The 12679-nt window shown below is 62.0% G+C and carries 12 protein-coding genes and 1 tRNA gene; 6 read left to right on the top strand and 7 right to left on the bottom strand.

Annotated features, from left to right (window positions below; translation table 11 throughout):
- Positions 1-108: 108 nt before the first annotated feature.
- The 5 genes from RI103_RS05530 to RI103_RS05510 all read left to right on the top strand — a co-directional run bounded on the left by RI103_RS05530 (position 109) and on the right by RI103_RS05510 (position 2858).
- Entirely contained in the window at positions 109-282 is a 174-nt protein-coding gene (locus RI103_RS05530; protein WP_310814373.1) for a hypothetical protein, read from the top strand.
- A gap of 413 nt (positions 283-695) precedes the next feature.
- Entirely contained in the window at positions 696-854 is a 159-nt protein-coding gene (locus RI103_RS05525; RefSeq protein WP_091792618.1) for a DUF3309 family protein, read from the top strand.
- Positions 855-948: 94 nt separating this feature from the next.
- Positions 949-1025: transfer RNA gene (locus tag RI103_RS05520), tRNA-Pro, on the top strand.
- A 227-nt stretch (positions 1026-1252) separates the two neighbouring features.
- Positions 1253-1711 carry a phosphohistidine phosphatase SixA gene (gene sixA, locus RI103_RS05515; RefSeq protein WP_310814372.1) on the top strand — a complete coding sequence of 153 codons (459 nt, stop codon included), beginning with the start codon at positions 1253-1255 and terminating at the stop codon, positions 1709-1711.
- Between the two features lie 334 nt (positions 1712-2045).
- Entirely contained in the window at positions 2046-2858 is an 813-nt protein-coding gene (locus RI103_RS05510; RefSeq protein WP_310814371.1) for a GNAT family N-acyltransferase, read from the top strand.
- Positions 2859-2971: 113 nt separating this feature from the next.
- On the opposite strand, the gene ppx is transcribed toward RI103_RS05510, so the two are convergent.
- Entirely contained in the window at positions 2972-4597 is a 1626-nt protein-coding gene (gene ppx, locus RI103_RS05505) for an exopolyphosphatase (RefSeq protein WP_310814370.1), read from the bottom strand.
- Positions 4598-4795: 198 nt separating this feature from the next.
- Here ppx and ppk1 point away from each other — a divergent pair, with 198 nt between their 5' ends.
- On the top strand, positions 4796-6859 hold the full coding sequence (gene ppk1, locus RI103_RS05500) for a polyphosphate kinase 1 (protein ID WP_310814369.1): 2064 nt from the start codon (positions 4796-4798) through the stop codon (positions 6857-6859).
- A 92-nt stretch (positions 6860-6951) separates the two neighbouring features.
- Here the strand turns inward: ppk1 and phoR are convergent, their stop codons facing one another.
- The 6 genes from phoR to pstC all read right to left on the bottom strand — a co-directional run bounded on the left by phoR (position 6952) and on the right by pstC (position 12604).
- Positions 6952-8265: a phosphate regulon sensor histidine kinase PhoR gene (phoR, locus tag RI103_RS05495; protein WP_310814368.1), complete on the bottom strand. Its 1314-nt coding sequence runs from the start codon at positions 8263-8265 to the stop codon at positions 6952-6954.
- Positions 8266-8381: 116 nt separating this feature from the next.
- Positions 8382-9083, bottom strand: a complete 702-nt coding sequence (phoB, locus tag RI103_RS05490) for a phosphate regulon transcriptional regulator PhoB (protein WP_006051991.1) — start codon at positions 9081-9083, stop codon at positions 8382-8384.
- A gap of 26 nt (positions 9084-9109) precedes the next feature.
- Positions 9110-9814 (bottom strand): phosphate signaling complex protein PhoU, encoded by a 705-nt coding sequence (gene phoU, locus RI103_RS05485; RefSeq protein ID WP_106283720.1) that lies wholly within the window; start codon positions 9812-9814, stop codon positions 9110-9112.
- Positions 9815-9843: 29 nt separating this feature from the next.
- The gene (pstB, locus tag RI103_RS05480) at positions 9844-10692 is read right to left on the bottom strand and encodes a phosphate ABC transporter ATP-binding protein PstB (RefSeq protein ID WP_310814366.1); all 849 of its coding nucleotides are present in this window, start codon (positions 10690-10692) and stop codon (positions 9844-9846) included.
- A 17-nt stretch (positions 10693-10709) separates the two neighbouring features.
- Positions 10710-11606, bottom strand: a complete 897-nt coding sequence (pstA, locus tag RI103_RS05475; protein WP_310814365.1) for a phosphate ABC transporter permease PstA — start codon at positions 11604-11606, stop codon at positions 10710-10712.
- The gene (pstC, locus tag RI103_RS05470; RefSeq protein WP_310814364.1) at positions 11603-12604 is read right to left on the bottom strand and encodes a phosphate ABC transporter permease PstC; all 1002 of its coding nucleotides are present in this window, start codon (positions 12602-12604) and stop codon (positions 11603-11605) included. Before pstC ends, pstA begins: the two co-directional genes overlap by 4 nt.
- Positions 12605-12679 lie beyond the last annotated feature (75 nt).

Below are 12679 nucleotides of genomic sequence, written 5' to 3'. Positions count from 1 at the left end.
TCTACCCGTAAAGCGCATTCCACGGCGCCACGACAAGCGGCATGCCCCTCCCATTTCGTTGCGCGTGACCTACTATGAAGTCACAGCCGCATGTCATAGGAGACTGCCATGGACGCTGAAACGATCGCGGGTCTGATCGGACTCGCAATAGGTCTGCTCGTGCTCCTCGTGTTGTCGGTTTATGAATCGAGGACCTATCGGCGCGAACACGACGGCGAAGGCATGGTGCACCACTGGCTGACCCATCAGCACATGCCGCACTGGATGCGTCGCCGGCACTGAACGGATGTCGGGCTGCCGGGCGAGCCTCGCGCATTTTGAATCATTGAACGGTGCCGCCCGGCGATGACGCAGACAGCGACCTGACTTGCGGCGCGTGGATTTTCGATCTTGCCCGCGCACAGCAGACAAACGCCGCGCTCGCCCATTGACTACTTGCGTGGTGACGGCCGTCTTCGCACCCAGCGTCGCCGCGCAAGTCTTTCCTGACTGCCATTTCCCCTTCGACGCATTGCCTCGCCACGGCTGACGCGCTCAGCCGCCAGCCCTCCCTGCGCTCCTTCACTTTCCGTTCAGGCACATGCCTTGCTCCGTGTAAGCCTGCAAGGAGCGCGCAGCTTGCGCGTCGAGCGTCCCGGCGTCAATGCGCCGAACCCACCAGACCAATTGGCTCAGGCCAGACAGGGAGAACTCGAATGACCATCGGAACCATCCTGCTTATCGTGCTCATTCTTCTGCTGATCGGCGCGTTGCCGAGTTGGCCGTACAGCAGCGGCTGGGGTTATCGCCCGACCGGCCTTGTGGGCGTCGTGCTGATCATCGTGATCGTCTTGCTGCTGATGGGACGCATATAAACGCGGCCGAACCGCGCATTTGAGCCTCCGTTTCGCACCGACGCAATTCGTGATTGACTCTGGCACCCAATGCCACGTAGAATCTCGGATTCGTCGGAGCGTAGCGCAGCCTGGTAGCGCATCTGATTTGGGATCAGAGGGTCGTAGGTTCGAATCCTATCGCTCCGACCACGAAAAGCAGCACGAAACCCGCGTAGCCTCCGGCTTCGCGGGTTTTTGCTTTTGGGGCCGCGCTTGCGCTATCGCGGAGCGATACAGCGGCGCGCTTGTATGGCCCCCCGAGCGGGTCCGCACGAATCATCGCCTTGCGGCCTCACGGCCCCGCATGCGACAGTGATTGAAACCCGACGCATGCCTGATCAGACTCAAGCGCCGCAACCAGAGTCAAGGAGACACCCATGGATCTGATTCTCTGGCGTCACGCCGAAGCCGAAGAGATCGCCACCACCGACCTCGCGCGAGCGCTCACCACCCGAGGCCGCAAGCAGGCGCAAAACGTCGCCAAATGGCTGCGCACCCGGCTGCCCGACGACGCCGTGGTGCTCGCCAGCCCTGCCGTGCGCACCATCCAGACCGCCGAGACCTTGAGCGATCAATATCGCGTGGTGCGCGAACTCGCGCCCAACGCGAGCGCGGACGACGTGCTCAACGCGGCCGGCTGGCCCAAAGGCATCGCGCAGACAGTGGTGATAGTCGGCCATCAACCGACGCTCGGCCACGTCGCCGCGCGTCTGCTCGGCAGTAGCGACGCAAGCTGGCCGCTGAAGAAAGCCGGCGTATGGTGGATCGCAAGCCGTGAGCGCGACGGCGACGACCAGGCGGTGCTGCGCGCCGCCATGAGTCCTGATCTGGTCTGATCCGGATTCGGACTCGGACTCGCTTGAACCGAGCCTGCTCCCAATAAAACTCACGCGGCGCCCAAACGCCGCCGACCGCTCGCATCCATCACACGCTTCACCCACAGCGCCGGGATCGCACCGTCCCGGCTTTCGCATCGCTCCCGCACAGGCCTCAATTTCCCCATCTTTCGCGCGGAAACAACAGTCGCCCGCCTTACTCGCGACATTACAAGCCGCGCGCACGCAGCTTACGGGCAGTCATCCAATCGTCATGGCTTTGCCATGCGAGCGTCACCAGCCATTACTACATTGGCGAAAAAAGAAATCTCCCTTTTTTCGACCAGGACCCCCCATGCGAGAACTGCCGACGCCTACCCTGCCCCTCGCTTCGATCTTCGAGTCGCGCCGTCTGCCGCGCGCCGAGGAAACGGTCACCGCCCAGCATCGCCTGCAGGTCACGTGGGCGCGCACCGACGAGGAACTGCGCGAAGCCCAGCGTCTGCGCTACCGCGTGTTCGCCGACGAAATGGGCGCGCGTCTGACGGGCCCCGCGGGTCTCGACGTCGATTCGTTCGATGCCTACTGCGATCACCTGCTGGTGCGCGATCTCGACACGTTGAAAGTGGTCGGCACGTATCGCGCGTTGCCGCCGCATCAGGCCGCGCGTATCGGCCGCCTGTATGCGGAAAGCGAATTCGACGTGTCGCGTCTGACGCACCTGCGCGCCAAGATGGTCGAAGTGGGCCGCTCGTGCGTGCATCCCGACTATCGCAGCGGCTCGGTGATCATGTCGCTGTGGGCGGGCCTGGCCGCCTACATGAAGCACAACGGCTACGAGACGATGCTCGGCTGCGCGAGCGTCGCGATGGTCGACGGCGGCCACTACGCGGCGAATCTGTATTGCTCGCTGCGCGACAACGCGCTGACCGCGCCGGAATATCGCGCGTTTGCGCACACGCCGCTGCCGGTCGATGAATTGCAAACGGGCGCCGAGGTGGCACCGCCGCCGCTGGTGAAAGGTTATCTGCGTCTCGGCGCGAAAATTTGCGGCGCGCCGGCGTGGGATCCCGACTTCAATACCGCGGACTTTCTGACGCTGTTCCGCTTGTCCGATATCAATGCTCGCTACGCTCGCCACTTCCTCGGCGATGCGTTGCCGCGCTGAACGGCTTCGCTCGCGTGACGCGCTGTGATGCGCGTCGGCGAAGCAAAAACAAACGGTCACAAAAAAGCCCGGCAACATGCCGGGCTTTCTCATTCCTGCGCCAAGCGCACGCTTCAATCGTCCGTATAGACCACACGATACGGGATGCCGACCTTCTCCCACTCCGCGGCCTCCTGAATCAGGCTGTAGTCGGTCAGCGGATTGTTGGCCACCCACTCGTTCGGCAAGCGCACCTCGTAACCGCCATTGACCTGCGTCACCGCAATGCCCGGCAAGCCGACGTCCGCACGCCGACGGCACAACAGCGCGGCGAGTCGCAGACAGAACAACAGCGGCCACTCCACTTCGCGCGTTTGCGACAGCTTGCCGAGTTTGCCCGCGTGACCGAGCACGAGCGCGGCGAGCCGTGCCTGGTCGGTGCGCGAAAAGCCCGGCATGTCCGCGTTGCTCGCGATGTAGGCCGAATGCTTGTGATAAGCGCTGTGCGAGATCGACAGACCGATTTCATGCAGCGCCGCCGCCCAGCCGAGGAACATGCGGTTTTCCACGCGGCGTTCTTCGTCGGGTTCTGCGAACTGGTCGTAGAAGCGCACCGCGAGTTCGCCGATGCGCCCCGCCTGCGCGCGATCCACGCCATAGCGGCGCATGAAGCCTTCCGCCGTCACCGTGCGCATGTCCTCGTGCTGCGAACGGCCCAGCAGGTCATACAGCACGCCGAGGCGCAGCGCGCCGTCCGTGGTATCGACGTAATCGACGCCCAGTTCGTCGAACACCGCGATCATGATCGACAGACCGCCGGCCAGCACTGGAATGCGATCGCTCTTCAACGCGACGAGCTTCAGCCGATTGACGTTCTCCGCCTTGATCAGCACGCGCTTGAGCCGTTCGAGCCCACCGCGCGAGATGCCGTGCGTGACGCCCGCGTCGTTGAAGCCGTTCGCCTCGACCAGTTCGGCCAGCGCACGCGCGGTGCCCGATGAGCCGATCGCCTGCTCCCAGCCGGTTTTCTTGTACTCGGCGGAAATGATCTGGATTTCGCGGCGCGCGGCGAGTTCAGCCTGGCGCATGGTGTAGTCGTCGACGTTGCCGGCTGGGAAAAACGCCCGGCTATGGCTCACGCAGCCGATATACAGGCTCTCCATCTTGATTGGCGTGTAATGCGAACCGATGATGAATTCCGTCGAGCCGCCGCCGATGTCGACCACGAGCCGTTTGCCCGGGCTGGCGGGCACGGAGTGTGCTGCCCCCGCGTAGATCAGGCGCGCTTCTTCACGCCCGGCGATCACTTCAATCGGGAAACCGAGCGCGGCTTGTGCCTCGCCGAGAAATTCGCCGGCATTCTTCGCGATGCGCAGCGTATTGGTGGCGACCGCGCGAACGTGATCAGGATGGAAGTCGCGAAGCCGCTCGCCGAAACGCTTGAGCGCGTCCCAGCCGCGCACCTGCGAAGCGCGGTCGAGCATCTTGTCGCGCGACAGACCGGCGGCAAGACGCACCGGCTCGCGCAACGCGTCGACCTGATAAATCTGGCTGCCCGCGTCGGTTTCCTCAACGCGGCCCACGATCAGCCGGAAGCTGTTCGAGCCGAGATCGACGGCAGCGAGGAGTTGCGGAGTATTGACCATCGGGTAAGCGTGCTCCATGCGCGCGAGCGCGGCAGCGTTGGATGCGAAGGGCGCCGCGTATCCACCTGGCGCCTTGGGCGCCTTATGGCCGGCCGCGCTGTTCAAAGACGCCATTCTAAGCGTACCGGGCCTCACGATGTCACCTCGCAGTAATGGGCGTGCCCCATGGTCCCATACAGACTGCGTCATATTGACGACACGTGGCGATTACGGCGTAGAATAAAATCAAATGTGTCACAACAACGTCATCATACTGTGAGAATTTCCGAGCGTCTTTTTGCCTCTCTTCCTGACATTCCATTCTCGCTGCCGATGTCCATCCGCTACCCCTTATTGAATCGCGAGCTGGGCATCCTGGGTTTCAACGAGCGTGTGTTGGCGCAAGCTGCCGACCCAGCCGTCCCTTTGCTCGAACGCCTGCGTTTCATCTGCATCACCAGTAGCAATCTCGATGAATTCTTCGAGGTCCGCATGGCTGGACTGCAGGAACAGATGCGCGACAACCCCGGCGCGCTGTCGCCGGACGGCATGTCGCTGCAGCACGTGTACGACCTCGTGGTCGAGCGCGCACAGAAGCTCGTGCACCGCCAATACACCATGCTGCACGACACGGTGCTCACCGCGCTCGAAGCAGAAGGCATCTATTTTCACGGCACCGAAGCATGGAACGAAGCGCAGACCGAATGGGCGCGCAACTACTTCTTCGACGAACTCCTGCCGGTGCTCACGCCGATCGGCCTCGATCCGGCCCATCCGTTTCCACGCGTGCTCAACAAGAGCCTGAACTTCGTCGTCGAACTGGAAGGCAAGGACGCGTTCGGCCGCCAGGCGATGATGGGCATCGTGCAGGCGCCGCGCGCGCTGCCGCGGCTCGTGCGCATGCCGCAAGACCTGTCGGGCTATCCGCATGGCTTCGTGCTGCTGAGCTCGCTATTGCAACGCTTTGTCGGCGAGCTGTTTCCGAACCTCGTGGTACGCAGTTGCAATCAGTTCCGCATCACGCGCAATAGCGAACTGTTCGTCGACGAAGATGAAATCACCAACCTGCGTGTCGCGTTGCAGGGCGAATTGCCGGCGCGGCATCTGGGCAACGCGGTGCGGCTCGAAGTGTCGGCGGAAACGCCCACCCATGTCGTGCGGCGCCTGCTCGACGAAAGCGGTCTCTCCAACAAAGATTGCTATTACGTAGACGGCCCCGTGAATCTGGTGCGGCTGATGCAATTGCCGGAGATGGTGGACCGCCCCGATCTGAAGTTCGTGCCGCACATTCCCGCGATTCCGCAGCAGATCGCCAACAGCGCCAACATGTTCGACGTGATCGACCAGGGCGACGTGCTGCTGCATCATCCGTACGAGAGCTTTCAGCCGGTGCTCGAACTGCTGTTGCAGGCGGCCAAAGATCCCAACGTCGTGGCCATCAAGCAGACCATCTATCGCACCGGCACCGATTCGCCACTGATGGACGCGTTGATGCAGGCCGCGCGCAACGGCAAGGAAGTCACGGTGGTGGTCGAACTGCTCGCCCGCTTCGATGAAGAAACCAACATCAACTGGGCCTCGCAGCTCGAAGCGGTGGGCGCGCACGTGGTGTACGGCGTGGTGGGCCATAAGTGCCACGCGAAGATGATGCTGATCGTGCGGCGCGTGTCGGTCGGCGGCAAGACCACGCTCAAGCGCTATGTGCACCTAGGCACCGGCAACTACCATCCGCGCACGGCGCGTCTTTACACCGACTTCGGCCTGATGACGGCGGATCAGAAAATCTGCGAAGACGTACATCATGTGTTCCAGCAGTTGACCGGCATCGGCGGAGAACTGAAACTGCACGAGTTGTGGCAATCGCCGTTCACGCTGCATCCGAAACTCGTCGATGCGATTCGCGCCGAAGCCGAACATGCGCGCGCCGGCAAGAAAGCGCGCATCGTCGCGAAAATGAACGCGCTGCTCGAACCCACGGTGATCGCCGAGTTGTATGAAGCCGCGAAGGCCGGCGTGAAAATCGATCTGATCGTGCGCGGCGTGTGTTCGCTGCAGCCGGGTGTCGCGGGGCTTTCGGAGAACATCACCGTGCGCTCCATCGTCGGGCGCTTTCTCGAACACCATCGCATCTTCTACTTCTATGACGGCGGCAAGGAGCAGGTCTATCTGTCGAGTGCCGACTGGATGGACCGCAATTTCTTCCGGCGCGTCGAAGTGGCGTTCCCGGTCAACAACCGCCGTTTGAAGCGGCGCGTGATCGCCGAAGGTCTGTCGGCATTTCTCGGCGACAATCAGTCCGCATGGCTGATGCAAAGCGACGGCCATTATCGACGCCGTCGGCCGGGCAAGTCCTCGCGCAACGCGCAGATGAGCCTGCTGGGGAAATTCTGTTCGTGACGTTAGTGATTGCGCTCGCTTCGGCGAGCCCGCGATACGCGTAAAAAAGCCCGCTACGTGCGGGCTTTATTTCTTGGTCGATGCGCTTACGTTCAAACCGGCGCCGGTTGCCGACGCGCCGTGCGATACACCGGAAAGCGCACGGTGAATGTGCTGCCACGCCCCTCTTCGCTCTTCACATCGAGCTGCGCATCGTGACGCTGCAGCACATGCTTGACGATCGCGAGGCCGAGGCCCGTGCCGCCGGTATCGCGTGAACGGCTGCGATCGACGCGATAGAAGCGCTCGGTGAGCCGCGGAATGTCCGCAGCAGGAATGCCCAGTCCACTGTCCGTCACGGAAAACACCGCATTGCCGCCTTGCGCGTGCCAAACCACCTTGATCGCACCGCCGTCCGGCGTGTAGCGAATCGCGTTCGTGACGAGATTGCCGAACGCGCTGAGAATTTCCGTCTCGACGCCGGTGACGGTGAGCCCTTCGTCGGCATCGAAAATGATCTTGTGATGGTCGCTGGACAAGCTCCCGGCGTCGTCGCGCAGATGCCGCAACACCGCGCGCATATCGATCATCTGATCGCTCGGCGGCTTGTTGTCGCCCTCGAGTTTGGCAAGCACCAGCAGGTCGCTGACGATATGGCGCATGCGCGAAGCCTGCTGCTCCATCAGCTCGAGATAGCGTGAACGCTCGGCTTCGCTCAGCGGCAACTCGCGCATGGTCTCCAGAAAACCGGAAAGCACCGTGAGCGGCGTCTTCAACTCATGCGAAACATTGGCGACGAAGTCGCGCCGCATCGCGTCGGTCCGCTCGAGTTCGGTGATGTCTTGCGAGAGCACCAGCTTGCGATTTTCGCCGTACGGAAACACCTGTACCGAGAGCACGTTCTGCCGTTTCTCGCCCATGCCGCGCATGATCAGCATCTCTTCGTACCGGTGCGAATTCAGGTAACGGACGAAATCAGGCTGACGCACCAGATGCGTGATGTGCTGACGCAGATCGCGCTTCGCGTCCAGACCGAAATGGAGTTCGGAGATCGCGTTGCACCACTCGATCTGATCGTGGTCGTCGAGCATCGCCACACCGTTCGGCGAGGCTTGAATCGCCTGGATGAAACGCGAATGCTGCTGCTCGACCTGACGCACCTGAGCGTGCCAACGCTTCGCGAGTTTGTGCAGACGGTAGTAGATTTCGCCCCAGATGCCGGGGGCGCTCGGCACTTCGCCATAAACCGGCGCGTCGAGCAAACGCCACAGACGCTGTTTATGAAAAGTGCTGAAAAGGCTCTGCGCGAGCAGCATGACAATCGCAAGGACGAGCGCAGCCTTGACGTTCACGAGTGCGCCGACCACCACGCACAGAACAGCCAGCAGCACGACCGACACGATGGAGCGCGCCCAGATGATGTTCATGGTCTAGCGATCGAAGAGAAAAGCCTATGCGCCGGAATCGAAAGCGCGGCGCCTATGGTTGCAAAGATGACGTAGCCAACGCGGGCGGCTCAGCTACCGCCGCCGGCGAATGAGCGTCAGGCGCTCTTCGCGAGCCGGTAGCCGCTGCCGCGTACCGTCTCAATCATAGCATCGCACCCGGCCGGCTTGAGGGCCGCGCGCAGGCGCTTGATATGCACGTCCACCGTGCGCTCTTCGACGAACACGTGATCGCCCCACACCTGATCGAGCAGTTGCGTGCGGCTATGCACGCGCTCCGGGTGCGTCATGAAAAAGTGCAGCAGACGGAATTCCGTCGGGCCGAGATCGAGCTTGATCTCGCTGCCTTCGGCATGCGCCGCCACACGGTGCGTCGCCGGATCGAGCTTGAGACCGTTGATCGCGACCACGTCTTCCGTCAACTGCGGCGCGCGGCGGCGCAACACCGCCTTGATGCGCGCCATCAGTTCTTTCGGCGAGAACGGTTTGGTGACGTAGTCGTCGGCGCCGATTTCGAGGCCGAGCACCTTGTCCTGCTCGTCGCCGCGCGCGGTCAGCATGATGATCGGAATATGCTTCGTGCGCTCGTTGTTGCGCAGATCGCGAGCGAACGCGATGCCCGATTTTCCCGGCAACATCCAGTCGAGCAGGACGAGGTCGGGCAATACGTCGCTGATCAGGTTCTGAGCCTGCTCCGCGTTGTACGCGCGAATCGGGCAGTGTCCGGCGTGTTGAAGATTCACCGAAATCAGTTCGGAAATGGCGGGCTCATCTTCAATGACGAGAATGCTGCTGGGCATCGGCACCTCTGGTCCTTATATCTGGATTAACTGAGCGCTTCGCGTTCGAGCGCGTCGCGCGACTTGTGACGTACGTCTGTGCCCTTGACGATGTAAATGATGAACTCAGCGATGTTCTTCGCGTGGTCGCCGATCCGCTCGATCGCCTTGGCGATGAAGAGGAAGTCGAGGCCCACCGAGATCGAACGCGGATCTTCCGTCATGTACGAAATCAGCTTGCGCACGAAGGCGCGGAATTCTTCGTCGATCGCTTTATCGTCGCGGACGATCTGCGCGGCGGCGACCGTGTCGAGGCGCGCGAACGCGTCGAGTGCGCGGCGCAGAATCGACACCGCCATCTCGCCCGATAACTTGATTTCCGCGATGTTGATAGTGCGCGAGGCGCCGTCTTCCATCAAACGCTTGGTGCGCTTGGCGATTTTTTCGGCTTCGTCGCCGGCGCGCTCGAGGTTCGTGATGGTCTTCGAAATCGCGATCAGGAGGCGCAGGTCACGCGCGGCCGGCTGACGGCGCGCGATGATATTGCTGCACTCTTCGTCGATGTCCACTTCCATCTTGTTCAGGCGCTCTTCCGCGGCGATCACCTGTTCGGCGATGTCGAGATCGAATTCGTTGAGCGCCTGCATGGCCTTGACAATCTGCGATTCGACCAGGCCACCCATTTCGAGCACCTTGGAGGAAACCAGATTCAGGTCGGCGTCGAACTGGCTGGACAGGTGTTTGTCGGACATGTCGTACTCCCTTGTTTTGCTCGGCGTTGTTAGCCGAAGCGGCCAGTGATGTAGTCCTCGGTTTCCTTGCGGACCGGCTTGATGAAGATCTTTTCGGTATCGCCGAACTCGATCAACTCGCCGAGGTACATGTACGCAGTGTAGTCCGAACAGCGGGCCGCCTGTTGCATGTTGTGCGTGACGATCACCACCGTATAGTCGCTCTTCAATTCGGCAATCAGCTCTTCGATGCGGCCCGTCGAAATCGGGTCCAAAGCCGAACACGGCTCGTCGAGCAGCAGCACTTCCGGACGGATCGCGATACCGCGCGCAATACACAGACGCTGCTGCTGGCCGCCCGACAAACCGTAGCCGCTCTGGCCGAGCTTGTCCTTCACTTCGTTCCACAGCGCGGCCTTGGTCAGCGCCCACTCGACGCGGTCGTCCATCTCCGAGCGCGGCAGCGTTTCGAACATCTTCACGCCGAACGCGATGTTGTCGTAGATCGACATCGGAAACGGCGTCGGCTTCTGGAACACCATGCCGATCCGCGCGCGCAGCAGCGAGATATCGCGCTTGGAGGTCAGCAGATTCTCGCCGTCCATCAGGATCTCGCCTTCGGCGCGTTGTTCCGGATAGAGCGCGTACATCTTGTTGAAAGTGCGCAGCAAGGTGGACTTGCCGCAGCCCGACGGGCCGATGAACGCGGTCACCTTGCCTTCGGGAATCTGAAGATTGATGTTCTTCAGCGCGTGATACTTGCCGTAGAAGAAGTTCAAGTCGTTGACTTCGATCTTCGGGCGCGACGGCGCTTGCGACTGGCCGCTCTGGGCGGGATCGAAACCGGCGGGCGCCGTGGAACGTGCGATCGGATTGAGTTGAGTTTCTGCCATATTCATCGGATTACACTCCGCCCTTACTTGTTCGAGAAGATCGTGCGCGCGAGGATGTTCAGTCCCAGCACCGCGAGCGTGATCAGGAAGACGCCGGCCCACGCGAGCGATTGCCACTGCGCGAACGGGCTCATCGCAAACTTGTAGATCGTGACCGGCAGGTTCGCGACCGGCTGGCCCATGTCCATCGAAAAGAACTGATTCGACAGCGCCGTGAAGAGCAGCGGCGCGGTTTCGCCTGCGATACGCGCGACGCCGAGCAATACGCCGGTGACGATACCGGCGACCGACGCCTTCAGCGTGATCGACAGCACCATCTTCCACTTCGGCGTGCCGAGTGCGAACGCCGCTTCACGCAATGCGTTCGGCACCAGCTTCAGCATGTTTTCCGTGGTGCGGATCACAATCGGAATCTGCAGCAAGGCGAGCGCGAATACACCGGCCCAGCCGCTGAAGTGGCCCATCTTCGCGACGACCAGCGCGTAGACGAACAGGCCGACCACGATCGAAGGCGCCGACAACAGAATATCGTTGATGAAACGCGTCACGCTCGCGAGCCAGCCCTTCTGGCCGTATTCGGCGAGATAGACGCCGGCCAGAATACCGATCGGCGTGCCGACGAAAGTCGCGAGTCCGACCAGCATCAGACTGCCGACGATCGCGTTCGCGAGACCGCCGCCATCGGTGTTCGGCGGCGGCGTCGATTGCGTGAACAACTCGACCGACAAGCCGCCGATACCGAGGCGCAAGGTCGTGTACAGAATCCAGATCAGCCACACCAGACCGAACGCCATCGCGGCGAGCGACATGGTCAGCGCGACCGCGTTCTTCAAACGGCGACGGCGTTGCAAACGCACGCGCATCGCTTCGAGCGTGGCGGCGTCGTGCGAACCCGGCATATTCAAAGTGGGCTGGCTCATTTCGCGCCCTCCCCTTTTTCGAGGCGAAGCAGCATGATCTTCGAGATCGACAGTACCACGAAAGTAATCACGAACAGAATGAGGCCGAGTTCCATCAACGCCGACGTGTGCAGGCCCGGATCCGCTTCGGCGAATTCGTTGGCGAGCGCCGACGTAATACTGTTGCCCGGCGAAAACAGCGACACGTTATCGAGCAGATTGGTGTTGCCGATCACGAACGTCACGGCCATCGTTTCGCCGAGCGCGCGGCCCAGACCCAGCATGACGCCGCCGATCACGCCGCTCTTGGTGAAGGGCAGCACGATCTTCCACATCACTTCCCACGTCGTGCAGCCGATGCCGTACGCCGATTCCTTCAGCAGGACCGGCGTGACTTCGAACACGTCGCGCATCACCGAAGCGATGTACGGAATGATCATGATCGCGAGAATCACGCCCGCGCACAGGATGCCGATGCCGATCGGCGCGCCCTGAAACAGCGCCCCGACGACCGGAATGCCGCCGAGCACCGCGCCGAGCGGCTTTTCGAACCACGTCGCGAAGATCGGTGCGAACACCAGCAAACCCCACATGCCGTACACGATCGACGGAATCGCGGCGAGCAGTTCGATCGCGATGCCGAGCGGCCGGCGCAGCCACGCGGGCGCGAGTTCGGTCAGGAAAAGCGCGATGCCGAAGCTGACGGGCACCGCGATGATGAGTGCAATGATCGAGGTGGCGATCGTGCCGTAAATCGGCACGAGGGCGCCGAATTGCTTGCTGGGTGGATCCCAGTCGGCGGTCCACAGGAAGCTGAGGCCGAACTGCTTGATCGACGGCAGGGACGCGACGATCAGGGAAACGATGATGCCGCCGAGCAGCAACAGGGTGATGAGGGCGGCGAGGCGCGCGAGGCCGCCGAAGACCACGTCGCCGACGCGGCTGGGCGCTTTCTGCTGCGACGCGCTGCCGGGCGGGGTCGACCTGCTCGAGCCGGACGCTAATTGGATATCGGACATGAGAGCCTGATTGACCTGTTTCCAGTTGCCGTATGACACGTGTCGTGCGGCCGGTAATGCCGGAGGTTAAAGCCG

It is taken from the genome of Paraburkholderia sp. FT54 (assembly GCF_031585635.1).
GTDB lineage: Bacteria > Pseudomonadota > Gammaproteobacteria > Burkholderiales > Burkholderiaceae > Paraburkholderia.
The sequence above is the reverse complement of the archived record's forward strand: the minus strand, read 5'-3'. Positions and strand labels throughout refer to the sequence as shown.

Excerpts from the sequence above, each read along its gene's own strand:
- RI103_RS05530 (WP_310814373.1), top strand. The coding sequence starts at position 109 with ATGGACGCTGAAACGATCGCGGGTCTGATCGGACTCGCAATAGGTCTG.
- RI103_RS05525 (WP_091792618.1), top strand. The coding sequence starts at position 696 with ATGACCATCGGAACCATCCTGCTTATCGTGCTCATTCTTCTGCTGATC.
- sixA (WP_310814372.1), top strand. The coding sequence starts at position 1,253 with ATGGATCTGATTCTCTGGCGTCACGCCGAAGCCGAAGAGATCGCCACC.
- RI103_RS05510 (WP_310814371.1), top strand. The coding sequence starts at position 2,046 with ATGCGAGAACTGCCGACGCCTACCCTGCCCCTCGCTTCGATCTTCGAG.
- ppx (WP_310814370.1), bottom strand. The coding sequence starts at position 4,597 with ATGGCGTCTTTGAACAGCGCGGCCGGCCATAAGGCGCCCAAGGCGCCA.
- ppk1 (WP_310814369.1), top strand. The coding sequence starts at position 4,796 with ATGTCCATCCGCTACCCCTTATTGAATCGCGAGCTGGGCATCCTGGGT.
- phoR (WP_310814368.1), bottom strand. The coding sequence starts at position 8,265 with ATGAACATCATCTGGGCGCGCTCCATCGTGTCGGTCGTGCTGCTGGCT.
- phoB (WP_006051991.1), bottom strand. The coding sequence starts at position 9,083 with ATGCCCAGCAGCATTCTCGTCATTGAAGATGAGCCCGCCATTTCCGAA.
- phoU (WP_106283720.1), bottom strand. The coding sequence starts at position 9,814 with ATGTCCGACAAACACCTGTCCAGCCAGTTCGACGCCGACCTGAATCTG.
- pstB (WP_310814366.1), bottom strand. The coding sequence starts at position 10,692 with ATGAATATGGCAGAAACTCAACTCAATCCGATCGCACGTTCCACGGCG.
- pstA (WP_310814365.1), bottom strand. The coding sequence starts at position 11,606 with ATGAGCCAGCCCACTTTGAATATGCCGGGTTCGCACGACGCCGCCACG.
- pstC (WP_310814364.1), bottom strand. The coding sequence starts at position 12,604 with ATGTCCGATATCCAATTAGCGTCCGGCTCGAGCAGGTCGACCCCGCCC.